The following is a 24,253-nucleotide window of genomic DNA, read 5'->3' as shown; positions in this document are numbered from 1 at the left end:
GCTCTTTATCAATACACAAAATAATACTAATTATTTACTGCAACGTTCTTTATCATTGTTTTATTAAACAGCTTATGAACAAAAATAGTTATAAATACAGGCAATAACCAAGATGTATGTGATGAGAACAACGGTAGCCATTGTTCACAAAACGCAGTAATTCCCTCAGGTAACTTACCTAAAATATGTAAGGCATCAATCGTACCAAACAATGCTGCAATACATACAACTACAGTATGACTCATTGAAATCGTTGGTGTATTTGATTCCGATTTTTCAGAAATTAACACCATCGCAATAATCAATGAAATAGCAATAGGACACAAAATTAAAATAGCAGGTAAACTTACTTCAATAATCGTTTCTAAACCAAAGTTTGAAATGATCGCCGTTAGCACCATGATCACAGTAGCACTAACTTTGAATGTAACCCCGTAAGTATTTTTATAATACTCTGAATTAGCATTTGTTAGGCCGATAGTTGTAGTTAAGCACGCCATAAGTGTAATCGCAGCTAATAGAATTTGGCCTAACATACCAAACTCACCTGCCGCATAACGCGTTAAGATCTCACCACCATTGGTTGCACTTGGTGCAATTTCAGATGAGGTAGAACCCAAGTAGCCCATCGCTAAATAGCATAACGACATTAAAACAGAATAAATAACCGCAATACGAATAGTGTAATAAGAAATCGCTTTTTTATCTTCAATCCCTTTACTACGAATAGTTTGAATAATCACCCAACCAAACGCAACAGCAGCGATAGCATCTAATGTCATGTACCCCTGAATTAAGCCATTCACCGTAGGTGCTTGTTGATAAACCTCAATTGCTTGGCTTGGTTCCCCTAAAGGATTCACTAATGCTGCAATAACCAATACTGCTAACATCGCTATTAAGGCCGGTGTCATCACTTTACCAATATAATCCACTAACTTACCTGGTTTTAACGCTAACCATAATGTTAATGCACAAAATAGAGCAGAAAAAACCATTAAACCATTACCAGAATAGAAAGGTTTCACGCCCATTTCGTAGGCAACAGTGACAGCTCGAGGTAATACAAATGCAGGGCCTAAAGTGGTTAAAACTAAAAACCAAAATGAACGATCCATCCATTTAGGTAATAGCGCTGTTAATTTATCAGCAGAAGATAAACGCCCTAACACGACAAGTGTAAATGCAGGTAGACCAACAGCTGTTAATAGAAAGCCGACGATAGCGACTAACCAGTTTTCACCAGCTTGTTGAGCCATTAATGGTGGATAAATTAGATTGCCAGCACCTAAAAACAAGGCGAAGGTCATAAAGCCAATAGCAGCGAGATCTCTTCTGTTCACACAACATACCTTATAAGTTTACTTGGTATCAGTTGGGCTAGAAGATATAAAAGGAGTGCTCTATCCGCCAGCCTAACTGACGAATAAAAAAGCCGTCAGTATCAGTGAATGACAACGACGACAGAGACAAGTGTATAAGCAATCTTGCTCGATTCTGCTTGATAAGCAGCCAGATTGTTTTTAATGTTCGTAAACATAAGTTATACACTCTATAAAATAATTGTTGTTAAACTAAATCAAAGCCCGAAGATTGTAAAGCATATTTATTGATAATAAGCATTTCATTATAAACAAGAGCAAACAACAACTGAATAAATCTGTATTTATGCCACTAAATAGTCTTCCTATTTAGCGACATAATCATTACTTCACTGCAGCAACGAATGCGATTTCAACTAGGTAATTAGGATCAGCAAGCTCTACTTTTAAACACGCACGGCTTGGAGCACACCCTTCTGGTAACCACTTTATCCATGCTTCATTAAATACGGCTAAATTAGCAAAATCAGTCACATAAATAGTAACCGATACCAAACGAGACTTATCACTATTTACACTTGCTAGCATCGCTTCAGCTTGAGCGAATACTTGCTCAGTTTGTCCTAGCATATCTGCCGTTTCATCTTCTGCTACTTCGACAAAATGAGCCATTTTATTAAATACTGTTACATCAGACCATTTTTCACTTGGGTTAATACGTTGAATATCCATGTTTATACTTCTTGGTTAACAAACAAATGTGCCCTGATTTTACCATAGGCATTAGCAATGCCATATAAAATGTATAGTGATTATTCAATCTCTTTTAACGCTGATAATGCCAACTCAGCCTTGCTAGATGGAACAAAAATATGATCATGATAAAACGCAGCCACGACATTCGCACTTATCCCTTTTGATGCTAATTTAGTTGAAACAGCGGCAGTGAGGCCTACAGCATCTAAACTTGAATGAACCGTTAACGTTATTTGACGAAATACCCCATCAAATGGAATGTTTTCCTTAAGAGCAACGTCTTTCTCTAAAACTAACGTTAATCCTTCTTGCTCAACAAAAGTCCCGATAGGGTTTAAGCTAATATATTCTTTCAGCTCCCCTTTCACACTACAAAACACATACTCTTGAGTTAACAATTCTGGCTTCATTGTTCTAAGCAGTTCATCTAATTCAAAAATCCCTGACATGTTGTTCTCCATGCAAATTACAATAAAAAATGCCGTTACATTAACGGCATTTTTCTTAGTTTAGATAACAATATTTATTTTTCTCTGGCTTTATTTTTGTTTCTTTCTAATTTTTGTTCCCAATACGTTGCACCTTTAATGCCTAATTTTACAGGGTCAAACGTAAAACTCTTTACACCTTGTTTTTGCTGTTCTTCATAATCTTTTAGCGCTTTTAATGCAGGTTTTGACAAGAAGAAAATAATCAGAATACCGATGATATTTAGCCAAGCCATTACCCCAACACCGACATCACCCATAGCCCAAGCAAGATTCGCCGTTTTAATCGTTCCGTAGAATACTGCAGACATAATCACCACTTTAAGAACAAACATCATTCCGTCAATTTTTAATGTTCGACGTATATAAGCAATGTTCGTTTCGGCAATATAGTAATAAGCTAAAATTGTCGTGAATGCGAAAAAGAATAATGCAAAAGCAATAAAGATTTTTCCGATACCAGGTAGAGTGCTTTCAATTGCCATTTGAGTGAACATAGGGCCATTTGCACCAATAGTTTCTGAAATATTTTGAACTAAGAAAACACCTTCTCCACTACCATGTACATTATAAGCGCCAGTAATTAAAATCATAAATGCTGTAGCAGAACAAACTAGCAATGTATCAATGTAAATAGAGAATGACTGAACTAACCCTTGCTGTGCAGGATGCTCAACACTTGCCGCAGCAGCAGCATGTGGACCAGTACCTTGACCCGCTTCGTTTGAATAAACACCTCGCTTAACCCCCCAACCGATGGCTGCACCAAATCCTGCCATTGGTGTAAATGCATCACCAATGATCATTGCAAAAATCGCTGGAACTTCATTAATGTTCAACAGAATAATCACAAACGCTAAGATAATATAAGCCAAAGCCATAAACGGTACGACAATTTGCGTGAAATTGGCGATACGTTTCACACCACCAAAAATGATGAAACCAAGAATTATCGAAATAACTGCACCAGTGAAGATCTTAGCAAAGCTGAATACACCAAGCCCAGTGTCAATCATGCTACCGGAGCCAAACGCGGTTTCGACTGCATTGCCAATACTATTTGATTGAACCCCCGGGAGTAACACACCACAAGCAAAAATAGTTGCGATAGCAAAAATCCACGCATACCATTTTTGTCCCATTGCTTTCTCTATGTAATAAGCAGGGCCACCACGGAACTGCCCTTCATCTTCTTCTTTATAGATTTGAGCAAGAGTGGATTCAGCATAAGCTGTCGCAGCACCTAGAAAGGCAACAACCCACATCCAAAAGACGGCTCCGGGACCACCAAAACCAATCGCTGCAGCAACACCGGCGATATTACCCGTGCCTACACGTCCAGATAAAGATACTGCTAATGCTTGAAATGAACTAATTCCTTTACTTGATTCTTTATTTGAAACTAACAAGCGACACATTTCTTTAAAATGTCGAACTTGAACAAACCTCGTCTGAATTGAATAAAACAAACCCGCACCTAAGCATAAATAGATGAGAAACGGACTCCAAATTATTCCATTTAGAAAATCAACTACACCTTGCATAAAAATTCCCTTTCATTGTATGTGTTGGTACAAAATACAACCAACCATACACCAAAAGTTAACAGCGAGTTAACAATAAGGAACTTTAATAGAATGAAAGTGTGAAATGCAGCACTAAATAATGGTATACATTAATTTAACAAATAAATAATCCGCCTCATATTTCATCATTATATTTTTATGCTGTAGAAGTCGCTTGAAGAGTTTGGTGTAAGCTAAGTGCCATCATATATTAACAATGACACTTAATTTAAGTCAGATTAAACGATTTTTACTCCCGTCGACATCATACGCTCAGGAGTCAGTAATACACTTTCTGATTCATCATCGGTTTCTGCACATAACAGCATGCATTCTGAAGTTTCACCACGCATTTTTGCTTTTGCTAAATTACAAAGCACAACAACTTGCTTATTCATAAGCTCTTCTTCTGTATAATAAGGAACAAGGCTCGTTACCGTCTGTAAACTTCTCTCGCCTACATCAATTTGAACGATATATAATTTATCGGCATTTTCATGACGTTTTACTTCCGTGATCTTTCCTACACGAATATCTAATTTAGCAAAATCACCGTATGCTATTGTTTCCATTTTAATTTATCCTTACAATCAATTGATGATAACGTTTACAAAATCAATCCTATTGCATTAAGATAGAAAACAAAATAAAAGTTTACTAAAACTTTAACTAGATCAAATTAATAATAATTAAGGCATCATTATGGCAACCATTAAAGACGTGGCAAAAGAAGCTGGTGTATCTGTTGCCACCGTTTCTCGTGTAGTAAATAAATCGCCTAAAGCCAGCAAAGCGGCAATAGAATCAGTTAATGCAGCCATGACCAAGCTTGGTTATCGGCCCAATGCCAATGCTCGTGCTTTAGTGAGTAAAAGTACCAACACGATTGGTGTATTAGTCGCAGATGTCTCTGATCCATTCTTTGGCTCTCTCATAAAGGCAGTAGATGCCGTTGCCAGAACCAACAATAAGCACCTATTGATAGGCAATGGCTACCATAATGCTCAAGTCGAAAAAGAAGCCATTGAATTATTAATTAATAGCCGTTGTGAATCCCTAATTATCCATTCAAAAGGGCTAAGTGATGACGAACTCTCTCAATTCGCAAAAGAAGTTCCCGGCTTAGTCATTATTAACCGTCACGTTCCTCAAATTGCACATCGATGTATATCCCTTGATAATCAATTAGGGTCAACACTTGCAACAGAGCATCTCATTGAAAATGGTCACCAACAATTAGCTTACATTAATTCAAATCAACAAATTGATGACAGCTTTGATCGAAAACTGGGATTTACTCAAGCCTTAAATAAACATGGATTACCCATTGATAATTCTTTATTAAGCGAAGGTGAGCCCACTGATGAAGGAGGTGAAAAAGCAATGACACAGTTAATTGAAACTAAACAGCCATTCAGTGGTGTTGTTTGTTATAACGATTATATGGCAGCCGGAGCTATTGCCTCTCTTGAAAAAGCTGGAATTTCGGTACCAGATCAAGTTTCCATTGTTGGATTCGATAATGGCCTGATTGCTAAATACGTACACCCGAAATTAACGACCATTGATTACCCTATTAGCGAGATGGCCACACAAGCGGCACTGCTGTCCCTAGTTCTAGCAAAAGACGAAAAACCAGAGACAGGCAAAGAAATGTATGCACCGACACTTATCAAGCGTAATTCAGTACATACTCAATAAATATTAATGAAGCGTATCATTTATTTAATTATGTATACGCTTCTAATTTCTCTAAAATCAATTCTTTTCTAAATGGTTTTGCTACATAATCATCCATTCCTGATTGGTAGCATTTATCAATATCTTCAACGAAAACACTCGCTGTTAACGCAATAATAGGTAAGCGTTTCTTCTCTTGATTTTCTTCCCATTTCCTAATCGCTTCAGTAGCCGCAAATCCATCCATTATTGGCATCATACAGTCCATAAGTACTAAACTATAAGACGATGTTTGTGCCATAACCATATCTAATGCTTCTTGGCCATTATTGGCTATTTCAACAGAAAAACCGGCTTTTTTAAGTAATAAAGACGCTACTTTTTGATTAATCGCGTTATCTTCAACAACAAGAACCGTTTTTTCAACAACAGCGGCATTACCTATTTCGTGCGGTTTTTCTTTAACTTGATCAATTTCTAGCTTATCGCCTTTCGTCTTTTCTGACTCTATTTCATGAAAAGATCCACTGTCCATAAACGCTTGTTTCATTACCTTATAAAAACGCTTACCGAGTAATGGATACGTAATCACGCCTTCAATTGTTCTCTCAAAATCAACTTTTTCATCTTGATGCTTCTTACATACAACAATTGCAGGTCGATTCTTCAATTCATTCATTAACCTAACATCACTTAACGCTTCCGTAGATGTTTTTTGGCAATAAATAACCACATCACTTTGACTTATTGATTCATTTTGTAAATCTAATGCTTGAATTATTCGACTATGAATCCCTAACTTTTTACACTCCATTTCAAGCTGGGTCGCATAAAGCACATTATTACTAATGATGATGCATGGGGATTGAGCGTATTGCTCTAACCCTTTGTGCTTAGGCTCAATTACCTCAACATCCAATATGAAGTGAAATTTACTTCCAAAACCTTTTTCAGAATCCACTTTCAATTCACCGCCAAGCATTTCAACTAATTGACGACAGATTGCTAGCCCTAAACCAGTTCCACCAAACTGACGAGTAATTGAACTATCTTCTTGTGTAAATGGTTCAAATATCTGCTCACACTTATCCTTACTTATCCCAATGCCCGTATCTTTTACTGAAAAGAATAATAGACCTCGACCATTTTCTTTTTGCTGGTAATTAATAGATAAAATGACCGCCCCATCTTGGGTAAATTTCACTGCATTAGATAACAAATTCATCAATACTTGACGTAATCGATGCTCGTCCAGCATGACAATATCTGGTAAATCAGTGGCAAGATCGATTTGTAACGCTAACCCTTTTTCTGTCGCTTTGCTTAAAATCACAGTTAATGTATCGTACGCAACTTCCGCAACATTTGATTCTTGAGGGACAATAACTAAATTTCCAGATTCTATTTTTGATAAATCAAGAATGTCATTAATTAATAAAAGCAGTGTTTGTGATGAGGTATCAATGGTTTCAACATATTCTGATTGAACCGGTGTTAAATCCGTTTCAGCTAAGATATCAGACATACCAATAATACCATTTAATGGTGTTCGAATTTCATGAGACATGTTAGCTAAGAATGAACTTTTTGCTTTAGCTAATGCTTCTGCTTTTGTTTTTTCAATCTCTAAATATTCTGTTTTTTGGTTAAACGAATATATCAAATCACCAATTTCGTCTTTATAGCTATAATTAATATCGATTTTTCCGCTTGATTCCCTCTCATTTACTTGCTGTGAAATCAAGACTATTGGGTTAATTAAACTACGATTAATAAAGTAATACGCCAAAATCACACAAGCCAATAAAATAGGCACAATACCAAACTCAATATTAACCACTTGGGCATAAGTTTCATCTGCTACGGTAAGAACTGAATTAACCACTTTCAGCTGCCAATTCAACTCATTCATTAAGTGCTCAACCACATACATATTTTTATTAACGGAAAACTTATACTCCGCAATGGTTGTGTGCCCATCGTAAATTGATATGCCTAACTGATGCTTCTCAGCTTGAGATTCAATAACACCAATTAATCCTTTCAATGAAATATCAATAGTTGCAACACCAACAAACTGGTTATTTTCAAAATAAGGTTGTGAAGCGGTGATCATCTTCTGCTTGGTAAAAGGATCAATGTAAACCTCAGACCATGAAATATTATGGCTACTGTTTTCATGTGAAACCGATGTATACCATGATTCTTGTTGATAAGGCGTGTTACTTGGAAGGTTGTAATCATTAATAAAACTAATTTTTCCTTCATCATCACGTGAAAAGAAAATACTAGCTAACTGTTTCGATGGTTCAAGTGTATTTGGCTCAGGCCAGATCCCACCACTAATTATGATTTCGTCACTTTCTTTGAAAACAGAATAAATCATATCTTCAAGAACATCTTTAGAGTAACCACTCACAGCTACACCAACAAGAGCATGCAATGTTGAAAGAGAATGATTAAGCGGATCTTCAATTTCTCTGGCTAAAAGTTGAGTACGTAAATTGAGGTTATTTTCAAGGTTTTCACGAATAGGAGGTTCAACAACATAATAAGTAATACTGCCAATAACCGTAATTAAAAAACAAACATAGCAAGCTAACGCGAGAATGCTCTTTTTCTTTAATGACATATCATTATTCATAAAAACCTAGCACTTTATTTGTAGATATAATTATTAACTATAATCGCCTTAAGTACTTTGTCGTAAAATAACTCAGCTAAGTTTGATCTTTCCCTCATTAATTATTGAAATGATATGGTGCATATTTACATCTTTATACAAATGGGTTACTCAACAAACTCATAACTCTGTAAGAAAATCGTGCTTAATGTTTCTATTTTTTGTCTTAATTCTTCACCTTGAGGTTCGCTATCTAAATGCATCACTTGAGGCCAAAAAAACAAGCCTTGAAACAAACTTACATACACATCTGTCATTAACTTTGGATCGACATCTTTGAGCCTTTTCGCTTCAATTGCACTTCTAAACCACTGAGTAATCGCACGGATACTATAGATGTTTTGGATAAGATTTTTTGCCATTTCGGGTTGACGCAAAAACTCCATCACAATGGTTCGAGCTAAAGCAATACCATAGGTTTTATAAAGAACATCAATCTCTTTATAAGCTATCTCTATCAACTGTTCTTCTGTACTCTTATCGGGATCAAAATGATAAGAAACACTCTCGTTCACTGAATCATTAATAATGGTCAAAACAGATTCAAATAACACTTCTTTGCTTTCAAAATGTCTATAAAGCGTACGTTTAGAAACCTCTGCAGATGCGGTAATCCTATCCATATTTGCGGCTAAAAAGCCAAATTCAATAAATTCTTCTTTTGCTGCATTAATAATATCTAGGTGCTTTTGCTGTGATCTCGTCAGTTTCTTTTGCATGTCTCCTCCAATCTATATGAGCTAGTCTAACCATTCCTAAAACAAATGTACACTTTTGAGTTTACTTTATTACTTTTATGTATAAAATAAACTCATGAGTTTACTTTTTAATTGTAAAACTCCTTCAATCAATTTATTGGATTAATCGCTCTTTCATGAGGACTGAGTAAATGCGTTCTACCACTTCTACATTAATGTTAATTAAAAAAACGGCCATTGCAGTAAGTCTTGCTGTTGGCTCCATAGTCATTTCTGGTTGTGACACTAATGAAGTAGCTAAAGAGATCTCACAACCGACAATTAGACCAGCGCTTACTGAGATCATATCTCCTAGTGCTAACGCACAACTGCGTTTTAATGGTGTCGTTCGCTCTGCACAACGTGCTGATTTAGCATTTAGAATGAACGGACGTGTGATTAATGTTTTAGTTGATGAAGGTCAACAAGTTAAAAAAGGACAACTATTAGCTCAACTTGATCCTCGTGATGCACAAACGGCATTAGAATCAGCTCGAGTTGAATACAAAAACAGCAAGGCAGAATATACTCGCGGCAAAGCCATTTATGAAAAAAGCCAAGCAATTGCAAAAAGCGATTTAGATACATTAACCACGCGTTATCAATTAGCCAAAAACCGTTTAGATGAAGCTCAACGTCAACTCGAATACACGCAACTAAATGCACCATTTGATGGCATCATTGGCAAGAAAATGATCGATAATCACGTGCAAATTCAAGCAAACAGTCCTGTATTAACGGTTCATAACCTTGATGATTTGGAAGTGCTAATCCATATTCCTGATAGTGTGATGTTAGGAGACTTAAAAGGATCTAAAGCACTCGCTCAAATTAGTGCACTTCGTAATGAAACCTTCCCTCTTGTGCTAAGCACTTATGGAACACAAGCGGATCCAATCACACAAACGTATCCTGTGGTTCTTAAATTTGAAGATCTGCGTGGTGTTAATGTACTTCCAGGGATGACGGTTAAAGTCGTACCGGTTTATTCAGATGAACAAGATCAAGCGTCATTACTCATTACTGTACCATTAACAGCGGTTGTGCCGGACAACCAAGGTGGTCAATTTGTATGGGTTGTAACTCAAGAGAATAAAGTTCAAAAGCGTACTATTAACGCTGGAACTTTAGTATCAAATCGAATTGTTATTAACGATGGGTTGCATACTGGTGAGCGTATTATTATTGCAGGAGCTTCTAGCTTAAAAGAAGGCATGGAAGTGAGACCATATACTGACACGCTTTCTTCGCAGGTTGAGGAATAACGTATGGATATCGCTCGTTACACCATAGCTAAACGTACCTCGGTATGGGTGCTTATTGCATTAATTTTATTTGGTGGCTATTTAAGCTACTTAAAACTTGGACGATTTGAAGATCCTGAATTTGTGATTCGCCAAGCGGTAATCAATACCCCTTATTCTGGTGCTACCGCTCAAGAGGTCTCTGATGAAGTAACCGATGTTATTGAAGGTGCGGTTCAGTCTCTTCAAGAAGTAAAAGAGATAAAGTCAGTCTCAAAGCAAGGCATGTCTGAAGTGACGGTCGAGATCAAACTTGAATTTGCAGGCAGTCAAGCCGCGCTGCAACAAGTATGGGACAAACTGCGTCGCAAAGTGGGTGATGCACAACGCATGTTACCTCCGGGAGCTGGATCATCGATCGTTAATGATGATTTCTCAGATGTTTATGCCCTATTCTTCGCCGTGACTGGTGATGGATTTAGTGATAAACAGCTGCAAGATTATGTTGATGATCTTCGTCGTGAGCTGGTATTAGTTCCCGGTGTAGCAAAAACCGCTACATTAGGTGAACGCCAAGAGACCATTTTTATTGAAATGTCTGCCGAGCGTATGGCTAAGTTTGGGGTTTCAGCAGAAAAAGTCTATCAAGTATTACAAAAACAAAACATGGTGACGGTTGCAGGCAGCATTGAGACCGATTCAATGCGTATCCCTGTTATTCCAAGCTCAAATGTGAACTCGTTTAATGATCTGATTAATCTGCAAATCAATCTGGGTGACAATAATGCGGTACTTCGTTTAGGTGACATTGCAACGGTAACTCGTGGTTATCAAGAGCCACAAAGCATGATGGTTCGCTACAATGGCCAGCGCGCTGTTGGGTTTGGTATCTCGAATGTCGCAGGTGGCAACGTGGTTAATATGGGTGATGCTGTAAAAGCACGCATTGCTGAATTAGAAAACCAGCGCCCTTTAGGTATTGAGCTCAATGTTATTTCAATGCAATCAGATTCGGTTCGAGCGTCGGTTACGAACTTCATTGATAACTTGATTGCAGCGGTTGTGATCGTATTTATTGTACTTCTTCTCTTTATGGGAGTTCGTTCAGGGATCATCATCGGCTTTGTATTGCTACTAACCGTTGCTGGCACCTTATGCATCATGCTGATTGAAGACATTGCGATGCAGCGCATTTCATTAGGCGCCTTAATCATCGCATTAGGGATGCTCGTGGATAACGCCATTGTTGTGACTGATGGTATTTTGGTGCGCCTGCAAACGACGCCAAATGATAGTCGAGATGACATCGTATCTGATGTGGTTAATGCCACAAAATGGCCTCTGCTGGGTGGTACGGTTGTAGGTATCTGTGCATTCAGTGCCATTGGTTTATCACCATCAGATATGGGTGAATATGCTGGTTCACTATTTTGGGTAATTCTTTACTCTATGCTACTAAGTTGGGTCTTTGCCGTAACCATCACACCAATGTTGTGCTACGACTTTTTAAAAGTAAAACCAGTAGATACACAAGCACCTATTGGCCGTGTAAGTCGTTGGTATCGTCAGCTATTAACTTGGGTAATTAAACACCGAGTCATTAGTCTTAGTCTATTATTGATGGTCTTATTTACTTCTATTTATGGGGCAAAATACATTCCACCAGGTTTTATGCCTGAATCTCAGCGTGCACAATTTGTTGTTGATGTGTATTTACCTCAAGGCTCAGACATAAAACGTACAGAGCAAACTATTGCAAGTATTGAGCAAGACATAAAACAAAAAGCAGGTATTACTAACATCACCAGCTTTGTTGGTGGCGGTGGTCTACGCTTTATGCTGACCTATTCACCAGAGGCTCGTAATCCAAGTTACGGTCAATTATTAATTGATATTGATGATTACCAAAACATTGCGCCATTATTGGGTGAATTACAAAGTGAACTTGATGAAAAATACACGGATGCATCCATCAAAGTATGGAAGTTCATGCTGGGTCGTGGGGGTGGTAAAAAAATTGAAGCTGGATTTAAAGGTCCAGACAGTGCCGTACTTCGTCAACTAGCAGAACAAGCAAAAACCATCATGTTGAATGATCCACAGTTAATTGCGGTTCAAGATGATTGGCGTCAACAAGTGCCAGTGCTGCGTCCTCTCTATTCAGAAGAAAAAGCACAACAATTTGGTTTAACAACACAAGAAATTAACCAAGCCATTGCACAGACCTTATCTGGACGTAATGTTGGTGTTTATCGTGAAGGCAATGATCTTATCCCGATTGTGGCACGCTCACCAGAAACAGAGCGTAGTCACCAACGTGCAATTGAAAACACTGAAGTATACAGCCATGCTGTTGGTGGTTTTATCTCTGTTAGCCAATTAGTTGAATCCACTGATGTGGTTTGGGAAGATGCGATTTTGCGTCGTATTGATAGAATGCCGACGATTCTGGTGCAAGCGGACCCCGCTCCGGGCGTATTAACCGCTGATGCATTTAATCAAGTTCGTCAAAAAATCGAAGCGATCGATCTGCCAGCAGGTTACGAGTTAATTTGGTACGGTGAATACAAAGCGTCTAAAGATGCGAATGAAGGATTAGTAATTTCAGCGCCTTATGGTTTTGCTGCAATGATCTTATCGGTTATTTTCATGTTTAATGCGCTACGTCAGCCTCTCGTGATTTGGTTAACCGCACCACTTGCTATCATTGGGGTAACGGTTGGATTAATCATATTCCAAACACCATTTGAGTTTATGGCGATATTAGGTTTCTTAAGCTTAATTGGTATGATGGTGAAGAATGCCATTGTATTGGTAGACCAAGCGGATGCTGAAATTAGAGAAGGTAAGATGCCATATCATGCCATTATCGACGCTTCTTTAAGTCGTGCTCGACCAGTATTACTTGGCGCATTGACCACTATCTTAGGGGTTGCACCATTACTGATTGACCCATTCTTTAAGAGTATGGCGGTAACGATTATGTTTGGTTTGTTATTTGCAACGATTCTGACGTTAATCGTTATTCCATTGTTCTATGCGATGTTCTTCAGAATCAAAGCCATTGAAGAGTAACATCGTTCATAAAAAGAACTAAATCAAAAGGAGCGAATGATCGCTCCTTTTTTCTATCTAATGACCTTAACTATCAAACAATAAATTGATAGCAAGTTTGATGTTGATACGTTTCATCTGGTTGCAAAATAGTACTTGGGTGATCCCACTCTGGATGATTTAGCGCATCAGGCAGGAATTGGGTCTCTAATGCAATACCAGAATAATCCTGATACTCCCCTCCCACTCGATTTGGTGTACCAGCGAGCCAATTTCCGGTATACAGCTGCATTGCCGGTTTAGTCGTAAATACATGCATGGTGACTAAGCTATCTGGAGAAGTTAAACTCGCAGCGCTTTCTCCCTTAGAACACGCTTTATCAAGAACAAAAGAGTGATCGTATCCCTTGGCTTTTTCTTGGTCTTTATCGAGCATGAAATCTTGCGAAATCACTTTAGGTGAAGTGAAATCAAAATTCGTGTTTTTAACTCGTTTCCATTGTCCTTTAGGAATACCAAACTCTGTCGTTGGTACAAACTCTTGAGAATTAACACTCAAGATATGATCTATCCCTAAGTGTTCACTGTCCGCCCCTAGTAAATTAAAATAAGCATGATTGGTTAAGTTAATCGGGGTTGTCTTATTCGTTGTCGCTTTGTAGCTAATGGTTACTTCATTATCATTAGTAAGCTGATATTTTACGGTCACATCGAGATCACCGGGAAAACCTTGATCCCCATCCGATGATACCAAGCCAAATTCAACACTGCTTTCCGTTGCTTCTACCACGTTCCAACGACGTTTATTAAACCCTTCAGGCCCGCCGTGTAAGGTGTTTCCTGCTTGATTGGTTTCAACTTGATGTTTAATACCATCAATTTTAAATTGGCCATTTGCGATACGATTTGCGTAGCGGCCAACAGTGACCCCCATATAACTTTGTTGTTCTAAAAAATCAGCCATGCTTGACTGCCCTAACAACACTTCACGTAATTGACCTTTAACCGGCACTTTGCAACTTAGCCACGTTGCACCAATATCCATAAATACGGCACGCATTCCATGTTGATTTTTCAGTTCGAATAACTGAGCAAGGCGACCATCGCTGGTCGCCTCCTGAGTCATGGTTTCGAACAATGTTGATTGTTCTATCATCTTTATTCCTTATAAAACCAGACCGGCACCATTGGTTGCTTGGCAAACATAAATGGATTCTTTTAAGCCTGTTTTCGCTTCATATAATTCTTCAACGGCCGCTTTCACTTCATCCACTAACGTTGGTGGAACTAAGGCAACAATACAGCCACCAAAACCACCACCTGTCATGCGTACGCCACCTTCTGCGCCAATCACGTTTTTAACGATATCAACCAAGGTGTCCACTTCGCTAACCGTGATTTCAAAATCATCACGCATTGAGGCATGAGATTCAGCCATTAAAACCGCCATGCGTTTCATGTCCCCTGACGCTAACACTTTTGCGGCTTCTTCGGTACGATCATTTTCTGTAATCACGTGACGCGCACGTTTTGCGACCATTTCATCTAATTCATGCGCTTTTGCGTTGAATTCTTCAATAGTCACATCACGCAATGCTTTCACACCAAAGAGGCGAGCGGCTTCTTCACATTGCTCACGGCGCGTATTGTATTCAGAATCCACTAACCCACGTTTTTTATTTGAATTAATAATAACTACTGACATATCTTCTGGCATGGATACCGCTGTGGTTTCTAATGAACGACAATCCAATAACATCGCATGGTTTTCGTTGCCTTCTGCTGAGATCATTTGATCCATAATGCCGCAATTACAACCGACAAATTCATTCTCTGCTTGCTGGCCATTCAGTGCGATTTCTGCTTGGCTAATGTTTAGGTTATACAGTTCTTTAAACGTCTGACCAATAACCACTTCTAGCGCCGCCGATGAACTAAGGCCCGCGCCTTGAGGTACGTTACCCGATACTGAAATATCAGCACCTTTAAACTCATAACCACGGCCAATTAAACACTTCACTACGCCACGAATGTAATTCGACCACATTTTGTTTTCTTGGAAAATGATCTCCTGAGTGATATCGAATTCATCCGTTTCATTACCATAATCAACCGATACAACACGAACGATGTTGTCATCACGCTTTGCTGCTGCCACTACCGTTTGATAGTTAATTGCACAAGGTAATACAAAGCCATCGTTATAATCGGTGTGCTCACCAATTAAGTTCACACGACCCGGTGCTTGAACAATGTGCGTTGGAGCGTAAGAAAGTACTGAGTTGAATGCGTCTTTTACGTTTTTAATTAGGTTTGTCATAGTCTTGTTCTCAAAATTTTGTAGGGAATTCTATTTTTAGGTTTCAGATCAGTCGCAAGCTCCCTTGTTGGTTTCAGGGTTACATTTGTTAGATACCATAATCACAACAAATACCCCTGAATCCTTTAGCGAAGCGTCCTCGCAGTTAGTCCCTAATCCTTATAATGCACATCACTCACATCACGCAGTTTTTGCGCGGCTTGCTCTGCAGTTAAATCTCGTTGGCTTTCGGCTAACATTTCATAACCCACCATAAACTTACGAACCGATGCAGAACGAAGCAGTGGCGGATAAAACAATGCGTGTAATTGCCAATGCTCAATGTCAGTGCCCTCTTCAAAGAAAGGTGCATAATGCCAACCCATTGAATATGGAAATGAACACTGGAATAAGTTGTCGTAACGGCTGGTTAATTTTTTAATGGCTAACGCCAAGTCATCACGTTGCTCGTCCGTTAATTCACTCATACGACGAATGTGTGTTTTTGGTAATAACATGGTTTCAAATGGCCATGCAGCCCAATAAGGGACGACGGCAATCCAATGTTCCGTTTCTACCACTGTGCGCTCGCCATCTTTTAGTTCTGATTCAACATAATCAACTAACAAGTTTGAACCGTGTTCTTGGTAATACTCTTTAAGATGTTTTTCTTTACGTTCAATCTCATTAGGTAAAAAGCTGTTTGCCCAGATTTGACCGTGAGGATGCGGTTGAGAACACCCCATAGTCTCACCTTTGTTCTCAAATGCTTGAACCCAAACGTATTCTTTTCCTAACTCCTTAATTTGATCATTCCATGTATCAATCACATTACGAATTTGACCTACAGGTAGCTCTGGTAAGGTTTTACTGTGATCTGGCGAGAAACAAATCACTCGACTTAATCCTCGAACACCTTGTGTTTTAAATAGCGGATTAGACGATTGCGGCGCTTCAGGAGAATCCGTCATCAGTGCGGCAAAGTCATTACCAAATACGTAAGTGCCTTTGTAGTCTGGGTTAGTATCACCAGAAATACGCTCGTTAGTTGGACATAAAAAACAGCCTTTATCGTATTGTGGTAGTTGCTCTGTCGATGGCTTTTCATCTTGACCACTCCACGGACGTTTCGCACGATGTGGGGATACTAAAATCCACTGACCCGTTAATGGGTTATAACGGCGATGCGGATGATCAACTGGGTTAAACTCAACATTTGACATAATTTTTATACTCAATTCTTTTTAATAAAATACAGATGAACTCAGATACTTATATTTCTCGCTCTAACCATGCTCTTCTCTGAACTCTGTCAAGGAGCTTGCGACTGATCTGAATTCTGAACTCTTAATCTTTTAGCTCTCAATAACCCTTTGGATTATTCGATTGCCAACGCCATGTATCCGCACTCATTTCCATGATATTGCGAGTCGCTTTCCATCCCAGTTCTTTTTCGGCTTTTTCCGTGCTTGCCCAGCATTCAGCAATATCACCCGCACGACGTGGGCATAAGGTATAAGGAACAGGCTTACCTGATACTTGAGAAAATGCCTCAACCATTTCTAATACACTTGAGCCTTTACCAGTGCCTAAGTTGTAAATATGCAGGCCTGATTTTTCACCCACCGCTTTTAATGCGGCAATGTGCCCATCAGCCAAATCCATCACATGAATATAATCACGAACCCCTGTTCCATCTGGTGTCGGATAATCATTACCAAATACAGACAATGATTCACGACGACCAACCGCAACTTGAGCAATAAATGGCATTAGATTATTTGGAATACCTTGAGGGTCTTCTCCCATGGTGCCCGATGGGTGTGCGCCGACTGGATTGAAATAACGAAGTAAGGTAATGCTCCAATCGTTCTCGGCATCAAACAGATCAGAGAAACACTCTTCAACCATGTATTTACTGCGACCATACGGGTTAGTGGTTGCGCCTGTTGGTGAGCTTTCTGTAATCGGTACAATGGCAGGATCACCATAGACAGTTGCAGATGAACTAAATACGATGCTTTTTACGTTGGCTTTTCGCATTGAGCGAGCTAATACCAATGAGCCATTCACATTGTTATCGTAATACTCTAGAGGTTTTGCAACGGACTCACCCACTGCTTTTAAACCTGCAAAGTGGATCACAGATGAAATAGAGTGTTCAGCAAAAATACTATCTAAAAAGGCTTCATCACGAATGTCTCCCTGATAAAAAACAGGGCGAGTTTGAGTAAGTGCCTCGATACGATCTAATACAGCTACTTTACTGTTTTCCAAATTATCTAAAATGATTGGTTCAATACCCGCTTCAATCATTTGAATACACGTATGACTACCTATATAACCCATTCCACCTGTAACTAATACTTTCATGATCAACTCTTCCTGCTAGATTTTAGTAAAGTTTACCAGTGCCTCCAAAATAATATCGTGATCAGTTTCAAAAAATGTAAACGTTTACACCAAGGCAAGAAAACCATATAAATACAACTAACAAAGAACTCAAATCAAATTATAATTAATTAAAAACAACAACTTAAAAAATAATAAAGAAAATAATGCCATTTGTAACATTTTGTGACAGCTATCACCACCACGAAAATTGTAAACGTTTACAATCCAACCTCAAATCAAAACAATAAGTGGTAGGTTAATACAATGTCTCATGTAGAAAATGGATTAGGTATTGTCGACATCATCGTTTTTGCTCTCTATGTAGCAATCATTATTGGCGTTGGCCTCTGGGTATCCAGAGATAAAAAAGGCTCTCAAAAAAGTACAGAAGATTATTTCCTCGCAGGAAAATCTCTACCTTGGTGGGCGGTTGGTTCATCGTTAATCGCCGCTAATATTTCAGCGGAACAATTTATTGGAATGTCAGGTTCTGGCTTTTCTATCGGTTTAGCGATTGCTTCCTATGAATGGATGGCAGCACTAACCTTAATCATTGTTGGTAAGTATTTTTTACCTATTTTTATCGATAAAGGCATCTACACCATTCCAGAATTTGTAGAAAAACGCTTTAACAAAAACTTAAAAACCATTTTGGCGGTATTTTGGATTTGCTTATATGTCTTTGTAAACCTAACCTCAGTTCTATACTTAGGTGGCCTTGCACTGCAAACGATTCTTGGTATTCCACTCATGTACTCTATTATTGGCTTAGCATTATTTGCATTGGCCTACTCTATTTACGGTGGGTTATCAGCGGTTGTTTGGACAGACGTGATTCAAGTATTCTTCTTGATCCTTGGTGGCCTATTAACCACTTACATGGCTGTTGATTTCATCGGCGGTACTGACGGTTGGTTTAGTGGTTTATCAAAAATGGCGACAGCCGCACCAGGCCACTTTGAAATGATTTTAGATCAAAGTAATCCTCAATATATGAACTTACCGGGTATTGCCGTTCTAATTGGTGGTCTATGGGTTGCAAACCTATATTACTGGGGCTTTAACCAGTATATTATCCAACGAACATTAGCGGCTAAATCTATTGCTGAAGCTCAAAAAGGGATTATTTTCGCGGCTTTCTTAAAATTACTCGTACCATTCCTTGTAGTCGTTCCGGGTATCGCCGCTTACGTAATTACCTCCTCTCCAGAACTAATGTCGCAACTTGGAAGCATTGCAACGTCCAACGTTCCTACGCTTGCTCATGCGGATAAAGCTTATCCATGGCTAACACAATTCTTACCCGTTGGATTTAAAGGTATTGTATTTGCCGCATTAGCCGCAGCAATCGTGTCATCATTAGCTTCAATGCTGAACTCAACGGCTACCATTTTCACAATGGACATCTACAAAGAGTTTGTTGGTAAAAAAGCAGGCGATCACAAGCTTGTAAATGTGGGTCGTATTTCAGCTATCGTTGCTTTAGTTGTCGCTTGTTTAATCGCTCCAATGCTAAGTAACCTTGGTCAAGCATTCCAATATATTCAAGAATACACAGGCTTAGTAAGCCCGGGTATCTTAGCGGTCTTCTTACTGGGTCTATTCTGGAAGAAAACCAACAGTAAAGGTGCCGTTATTGGTGTAATAGTATCAATCCCATTCGCACTGTTCTTAAAGTTCATGCCATTAAACATGCCGTTTATGGATCAAATGCTATACACACTTCTGTTTACTATGGCAGTGATTGCATTCACGAGCCTAAGTTACTCAGATCATGATGATGATCCTAAAGCCATCGCATTAGACTCTTCCATGTTTGCGACAGAACGTAATTTTAATATTGCCGCTTACGTTGTTGTGATTATTCTTGCAGTGCTGTACTCAGTATTCTGGTAATCTTCTCTAGCCTCATCCAATGATGGGGCTATTCATATTAATTATCAGTTGGTTGCAATTAATATGAATAGCCTGCAATGTTTGTAGAGCATAATGTTATTATCAATCAAAATAGACCATGATAAGAAGGTATGAACAATATGAATAATGAACTCCTCCCAAATATTGTTTCCTTCTTACAAACAATATCTCCTTTTGATTTACTGCCACAAACAGCGCTCAATGATATTGCTCAAACTGTCGATATCTTATTGCTTGGTCCTGAAGAGACCATATCTCATGAAGATAACGCTACCCATCTCTATATTATTAGAACAGGCGTAGTACAGCAGAATAACCTTGATGGTACATTGCGATCCAAATTAGGGCCTGAAGATATCTTTGGCTTTAACCTACAGCAAAATGACTCAGAATTTGGCTATTCCATTTTTGCCATAGAAAATACGCTTCTATATCGCTTTGACTACACATCACTAATGGCGTCAGTGGAGGCTTATCCTCAAGTCGCTTCATCTCTTGCTTTAAGTTTAAAAACGCGTTTGCGAGCGCAGGATAGTAAACAAGATAGCCAACAGCATGCGCATCAAAACTACCTTCGTCCTAACAGTGATATTGCGGATTCAACCATAGCGATTGCCTCTCCTACCGATTCGATTCAAGCTGTAGCTCATCAAATGCGCAATGTGGTTGGCGTTTCATGCGCTTTTATTGTCGATGAAAACAAACATCTAATTGGAATGATCACCGATAAGGACATGACGAAACGTGTGGTTGCTCAAGCAAAAAATGTTCATGACCCTATCTCATCTATCATGACCCAAGAAATTCATACCGTGTATGAAGATGATTTAGTGATGTCGGCTGTTCAATTAATGATGAAACATAATATTCAAAATATTCCTGTACTTAATCATCAAAAACAAGTTACAGGCTTCATCACCCCACAACATTTAATTCAAAATGACAGTGTTCAATCTATTTTCTTGCTAGATAAAATTCGTCACGCTGATTCCATCTCGACATTAATTGATTTATCCAAACAACGAAGTGCTGTGTTTCAAGGGATGATGGAAAGCAATTCATCGCCAAGTATTATTGGGCAAGTATTGAGTATGATTTATGATGCATTTACGTATCGGTTAATCGAACTAGCCATTGAACAATTCGGGCAACCACCTTGTAAATTTACATGGATCGTTGCAGGATCTCATGCTCGAAACGAAGTTCATTTAGCATCGGATCAAGACAATGCGATTATCCTTGCTGACGATGCGACAGAATCAGATAGAATTTATTTTAATCATTTCTCTATGTACGTGTGTAAAGCGCTCTCAGAATTAGATTACACCTTATGTAAAGGTCGCTTTATGGCAGCAACGCCAAAGTGGTGTCAAAAAGCAGAGATCTGGCAGGAATACTACCGTAAATGGAGTAATAACCCTGAATACGAGTTATTGCTTAATCTCAATGTATTTTTAGAAATTCGTCCAATTTATGGTGATGAAGCACTCTTTGAATCGGTTGATTCATGTCGCCATGAACTGGTAAGCAATAATATGCAGTTAACCGTTGCTCTTGTACGTAATGCATTAAGAACCCGTCCACCTCTGGGCATCTTTAAGCATTTGGTATTAGAGAAAGATGGTAATAACAATAAAGTGTTGAATATCAAAAAAGCCGCCATTTCTTGTATGGTTGATTTCATCCGTATTTATTCACTACTACAAGAAGGTACTGCATTAAATACCACAGAGCGCATGGAGTTCTTACACCAAGCAGGTATTCTTAACGATTCTACATATCAAGATCTCAATGAAACTTATCATTATGCAAATCGCTTGCGTTTCCAACACCAATTAAAAGCGATTCAAAATTCGACACCAATTGATAGTCAACTACAGCCTGATTTGTTTGGAAGTTTTGAACGCCAGCATTTAAAAGATGCGTTTCGTATCGTTTCAAACTTTCAAGAATTAATGAAAATGAAATTTGGTGTCTAACACATGCCTGATAAATCGTTAACGAACAAAAATATCATCACTCATATGATGGAATTATTCTCTAATCGTCATCCATTGCATCGTTTAGAAGAGCAGAGACAAGCATTAATTAAACAAAACTTAGAGTTACCTATTTATTTAGCCCGTTTTCTTAAATCTCCTTACCCAAGCCCTAAAGAAAACAGTAATGGTATGGCATTCACCGTGGTGGATTTTGAAACCTCAGGGCTAAATCCGAAAACCGATCATATCGTGAGTATTGGTTGGGTTCATATTATTGATGGTGCAATAAAACTCAACAGTGCCCAGCACCATATCATCAATGAACCAACCTCAATAAGTGCAAAAGATAGACGTGAAGAAAGAGAGCATACTGCACGATCATTGCATCACATTTTACCTGAGCAACAAAAAATGGGTATTTCACTCAAAGAGGCAATGGAGTGTTTCTTTTCGAATTTACCCAGCAATATCCTTGTTGTTCATGGCGCAACCATTGAGCAGCGATTTTTAGAGCAATTTTTCCTTTCTCTGCAATTGCCAAATTTGCCTATAATTTGGTTAGATACCCTTAGAATTGAACAAAATACAATTCAACAAAACCGTTATCAAAGAGATTTCCGTTTATTCTCTCTCAGACGTCAATACAAGTTACCAGACTACCCCGCTCATCACGCTTTAGTCGATGCTATTTCAACTGCTGAGCTTTTTTTAGCCCAAAAAAAACGTTTATTTAATCAAGCGATTGCCCCAATAGGCTTCCTATATCAAAAATCCCAATAACAACTAGAGTAAAACTTTAGTAAAAACTATATTTAAGTATCAAAATCATCATTTATTAAGTAACATAAAGCCAATATTATAAAATTAAAGGCTGGAGGATGAATGGCAACGTTAAAGGAAATAGCCAACGAAGCTGAAGTTTCATTGGCAACGGTTTCTCGTGTCTTGAATGAAGACCCGACGCTAAGCGTAAAAGAAGAAACAAAGCGACGTATTTTTGAGATAGCTGAAAAGCTCGAATACAAAACAAGCTCTACTCGTAAGTTAGCCAGTGCATTACCAAAATTAGCAAAAGAACAATTACACTTTCTTGCTCTATACAATTACAAACAAGAAACCGAAGTCAATGATCCATATTACCTTGCGATTCGCCACGGTATTGAGACTCAATGTGATAAGTTTGATATCACATTAACTAACAGCTATGAAAGCAGCTTAGACATTAAGAATTCAAAAGTTGATGGTATTTTACTTGTAGGTCGTCAAACGAAAGAACAGTTAAAAGCAATTCAAAAAATCAGCAAAAACATTGTTTATATTGATTATACCGATCATGAACAAAACTTTGATTCTGTTGATATTGATCTTGCTCGTATCAGTAAAGAAGTCATCAACTACTTCATGAATCAAGGCTATCAACGTATTGGCTTTATTGGTGGTCAGGATGATGAAAACTGTTCAGACATTCGTGAAGAAGTGTTCGCAGAATATGGCCAGCTAAAAGGCGTTGTATCCGAATCGGATCTCTATCGTGGTGATTTCTCTAGTTCATCAGGTTATAAGCTTGCAAAAGAAATGCTAGAAACTGACTATCCAAATGCGTGGTTTATTGCATCAGATTCGATTGCTATTGGCGTTTTACGGGCTATTCATGAAAAAGGGTTACGTATTCCTGAAGACATTGCTTTAATCAGTGTTAATGATATTCCAACAGCTAAATTTACTTTCCCTTCTCTTTCTACGGTTCGAATTCACTCAGAGCTAATGGGAAGCCAAGGCATTAACTTATTGCTTGAGCGTCGTCGTGATGAACGTGCTATTCCAGTACGTGTTTATATTCCAAGTAAGTTACGCTTACGTGATACGACCAAAAAGTAAAATAATCCAATAAGTTTACTACCAAAATTAAGCAACGTTTATGGCGTTGCTTTTTTTATATTAATAACTAGATCCCCTTCCTTTATCTACTTTTTTCGAACATATCTTCACCACTTTGCTCTTATATCATTCAAAAGCTGCCATTTAGGTTAAAAAATTGTTTCTCTAACTCCTATTAACGTTACCACGCTCACAAAGCTCAGTTCATTATGTGACCAAGTTAAAAGTAAAAGAATTTACCGATTTGTTTTACT

At 38.4% G+C, this 24,253-nt stretch carries 18 protein-coding genes; 7 read left to right on the top strand and 11 right to left on the bottom strand.

The genetic code is table 11. From position 1 onward, the window contains the following. Positions 1-26: 26 nt before the first annotated feature. The 5 genes from brnQ to GNP81_RS17270 all read right to left on the bottom strand — a co-directional run bounded on the left by brnQ (position 27) and on the right by GNP81_RS17270 (position 4,703). On the bottom strand, positions 27-1,343 hold the full coding sequence (gene brnQ, locus GNP81_RS17290; RefSeq protein WP_336495470.1) for a branched-chain amino acid transport system II carrier protein: 1,317 nt from the start codon (positions 1,341-1,343) through the stop codon (positions 27-29). 363 nt (positions 1,344-1,706) lie between these two features. Beyond that, on the bottom strand, positions 1,707-2,054 hold the full coding sequence (locus GNP81_RS17285; protein ID WP_011263244.1) for a RidA family protein: 348 nt from the start codon (positions 2,052-2,054) through the stop codon (positions 1,707-1,709). Positions 2,055-2,134: 80 nt separating this feature from the next. Continuing rightward, complete coding sequence (locus GNP81_RS17280) at positions 2,135-2,527, bottom strand: ACT domain-containing protein (protein WP_155669964.1); 393 nt, start codon at positions 2,525-2,527, stop codon at positions 2,135-2,137. A gap of 74 nt (positions 2,528-2,601) precedes the next feature. After that, a complete protein-coding gene (locus GNP81_RS17275) occupies positions 2,602-4,110 on the bottom strand; it encodes an alanine/glycine:cation symporter family protein (protein ID WP_155651656.1) in 1,509 nt (502 codons plus the stop codon). Between the two features lie 260 nt (positions 4,111-4,370). Then, positions 4,371-4,703 (bottom strand): tRNA-binding protein, encoded by a 333-nt coding sequence (locus GNP81_RS17270; protein WP_005422363.1) that lies wholly within the window; start codon positions 4,701-4,703, stop codon positions 4,371-4,373. A gap of 130 nt (positions 4,704-4,833) precedes the next feature. On the opposite strand from GNP81_RS17270, the gene GNP81_RS17265 reads away from it, so the two are divergent. Then, a complete protein-coding gene (locus GNP81_RS17265) occupies positions 4,834-5,832 on the top strand; it encodes a substrate-binding domain-containing protein (RefSeq protein WP_155669966.1) in 999 nt (332 codons plus the stop codon). 28 nt (positions 5,833-5,860) lie between these two features. Here GNP81_RS17265 and GNP81_RS17260 read toward each other — a convergent pair whose 3' ends face one another. Together GNP81_RS17260 and GNP81_RS17255 are read right to left on the bottom strand one after the other, a co-directional pair. Next, entirely contained in the window at positions 5,861-8,455 is a 2,595-nt protein-coding gene (locus tag GNP81_RS17260; protein WP_155674008.1) for an ATP-binding protein, read from the bottom strand. A 146-nt stretch (positions 8,456-8,601) separates the two neighbouring features. Next, a complete protein-coding gene (locus GNP81_RS17255; RefSeq protein WP_155669970.1) occupies positions 8,602-9,213 on the bottom strand; it encodes a TetR/AcrR family transcriptional regulator in 612 nt (203 codons plus the stop codon). Between the two features lie 170 nt (positions 9,214-9,383). Between GNP81_RS17255 and GNP81_RS17250 the strand changes: the two genes are divergently transcribed. Together GNP81_RS17250 and GNP81_RS17245 are read left to right on the top strand one after the other, a co-directional pair. Further along, positions 9,384-10,496: an efflux RND transporter periplasmic adaptor subunit gene (locus tag GNP81_RS17250; RefSeq protein WP_155655816.1), complete on the top strand. Its 1,113-nt coding sequence runs from the start codon at positions 9,384-9,386 to the stop codon at positions 10,494-10,496. A 3-nt stretch (positions 10,497-10,499) separates the two neighbouring features. After that, entirely contained in the window at positions 10,500-13,550 is a 3,051-nt protein-coding gene (locus tag GNP81_RS17245) for an efflux RND transporter permease subunit (protein WP_155674009.1), read from the top strand. Positions 13,551-13,623: 73 nt separating this feature from the next. Here the strand turns inward: GNP81_RS17245 and galM are convergent, their stop codons facing one another. From galM to galE, 4 genes are all read right to left on the bottom strand, one after another. Continuing rightward, positions 13,624-14,685, bottom strand: coding sequence for a galactose-1-epimerase (gene galM, locus GNP81_RS17240; protein ID WP_146863214.1), 1,062 nt, complete (start codon positions 14,683-14,685; stop codon positions 13,624-13,626). A gap of 9 nt (positions 14,686-14,694) precedes the next feature. Then, positions 14,695-15,849, bottom strand: coding sequence for a galactokinase (galK, locus tag GNP81_RS17235; protein WP_155674010.1), 1,155 nt, complete (start codon positions 15,847-15,849; stop codon positions 14,695-14,697). A 152-nt stretch (positions 15,850-16,001) separates the two neighbouring features. Then, entirely contained in the window at positions 16,002-17,051 is a 1,050-nt protein-coding gene (locus tag GNP81_RS17230; protein WP_155674011.1) for a UDP-glucose--hexose-1-phosphate uridylyltransferase, read from the bottom strand. Positions 17,052-17,190: 139 nt separating this feature from the next. Next, entirely contained in the window at positions 17,191-18,201 is a 1,011-nt protein-coding gene (gene galE / locus GNP81_RS17225) for a UDP-glucose 4-epimerase GalE (RefSeq protein WP_155674012.1), read from the bottom strand. 285 nt (positions 18,202-18,486) lie between these two features. Between galE and GNP81_RS17220 the strand changes: the two genes are divergently transcribed. The 4 genes from GNP81_RS17220 (at position 18,487) to ebgR (ending at position 23,999) form a co-directional block, all read left to right on the top strand. Beyond that, on the top strand, positions 18,487-20,118 hold the full coding sequence (locus tag GNP81_RS17220; protein ID WP_155674013.1) for a sodium/sugar symporter: 1,632 nt from the start codon (positions 18,487-18,489) through the stop codon (positions 20,116-20,118). Positions 20,119-20,258: 140 nt separating this feature from the next. Continuing rightward, complete coding sequence (locus GNP81_RS17215; RefSeq protein ID WP_155674014.1) at positions 20,259-22,118, top strand: putative nucleotidyltransferase substrate binding domain-containing protein; 1,860 nt, start codon at positions 20,259-20,261, stop codon at positions 22,116-22,118. Positions 22,119-22,121: 3 nt separating this feature from the next. Beyond that, on the top strand, positions 22,122-22,901 hold the full coding sequence (locus GNP81_RS17210) for a 3'-5' exonuclease (protein ID WP_155674015.1): 780 nt from the start codon (positions 22,122-22,124) through the stop codon (positions 22,899-22,901). Between the two features lie 102 nt (positions 22,902-23,003). After that, on the top strand, positions 23,004-23,999 hold the full coding sequence (gene ebgR, locus GNP81_RS17205) for a transcriptional regulator EbgR (RefSeq protein ID WP_005422344.1): 996 nt from the start codon (positions 23,004-23,006) through the stop codon (positions 23,997-23,999). Positions 24,000-24,253: the final 254 nt, after the last annotated feature.

This window comes from Aliivibrio fischeri, from assembly GCF_009727955.1.
In the GTDB taxonomy this organism is placed as follows: Bacteria; Pseudomonadota; Gammaproteobacteria; order Enterobacterales; family Vibrionaceae; genus Aliivibrio; species Aliivibrio fischeri_A.
This window is presented reverse-complemented; position numbering and strand designations above follow the sequence as displayed.

Excerpts from the sequence above, each read along its gene's own strand:
- GNP81_RS17285 (WP_011263244.1), bottom strand. The coding sequence starts at position 2,054 with ATGGATATTCAACGTATTAACCCAAGTGAAAAATGGTCTGATGTAACA.
- GNP81_RS17280 (WP_155669964.1), bottom strand. The coding sequence starts at position 2,527 with ATGTCAGGGATTTTTGAATTAGATGAACTGCTTAGAACAATGAAGCCA.
- GNP81_RS17275 (WP_155651656.1), bottom strand. The coding sequence starts at position 4,110 with ATGCAAGGTGTAGTTGATTTTCTAAATGGAATAATTTGGAGTCCGTTT.
- GNP81_RS17270 (WP_005422363.1), bottom strand. The coding sequence starts at position 4,703 with ATGGAAACAATAGCATACGGTGATTTTGCTAAATTAGATATTCGTGTA.
- GNP81_RS17265 (WP_155669966.1), top strand. The coding sequence starts at position 4,834 with ATGGCAACCATTAAAGACGTGGCAAAAGAAGCTGGTGTATCTGTTGCC.
- GNP81_RS17260 (WP_155674008.1), bottom strand. The coding sequence starts at position 8,455 with ATGAATAATGATATGTCATTAAAGAAAAAGAGCATTCTCGCGTTAGCT.
- GNP81_RS17255 (WP_155669970.1), bottom strand. The coding sequence starts at position 9,213 with ATGCAAAAGAAACTGACGAGATCACAGCAAAAGCACCTAGATATTATT.
- GNP81_RS17250 (WP_155655816.1), top strand. The coding sequence starts at position 9,384 with ATGCGTTCTACCACTTCTACATTAATGTTAATTAAAAAAACGGCCATT.
- GNP81_RS17245 (WP_155674009.1), top strand. The coding sequence starts at position 10,500 with ATGGATATCGCTCGTTACACCATAGCTAAACGTACCTCGGTATGGGTG.
- galM (WP_146863214.1), bottom strand. The coding sequence starts at position 14,685 with ATGATAGAACAATCAACATTGTTCGAAACCATGACTCAGGAGGCGACC.
- galK (WP_155674010.1), bottom strand. The coding sequence starts at position 15,849 with ATGACAAACCTAATTAAAAACGTAAAAGACGCATTCAACTCAGTACTT.
- GNP81_RS17230 (WP_155674011.1), bottom strand. The coding sequence starts at position 17,051 with ATGTCAAATGTTGAGTTTAACCCAGTTGATCATCCGCATCGCCGTTAT.
- galE (WP_155674012.1), bottom strand. The coding sequence starts at position 18,201 with ATGAAAGTATTAGTTACAGGTGGAATGGGTTATATAGGTAGTCATACG.
- GNP81_RS17220 (WP_155674013.1), top strand. The coding sequence starts at position 18,487 with ATGTCTCATGTAGAAAATGGATTAGGTATTGTCGACATCATCGTTTTT.
- GNP81_RS17215 (WP_155674014.1), top strand. The coding sequence starts at position 20,259 with ATGAATAATGAACTCCTCCCAAATATTGTTTCCTTCTTACAAACAATA.
- GNP81_RS17210 (WP_155674015.1), top strand. The coding sequence starts at position 22,122 with ATGCCTGATAAATCGTTAACGAACAAAAATATCATCACTCATATGATG.
- ebgR (WP_005422344.1), top strand. The coding sequence starts at position 23,004 with ATGGCAACGTTAAAGGAAATAGCCAACGAAGCTGAAGTTTCATTGGCA.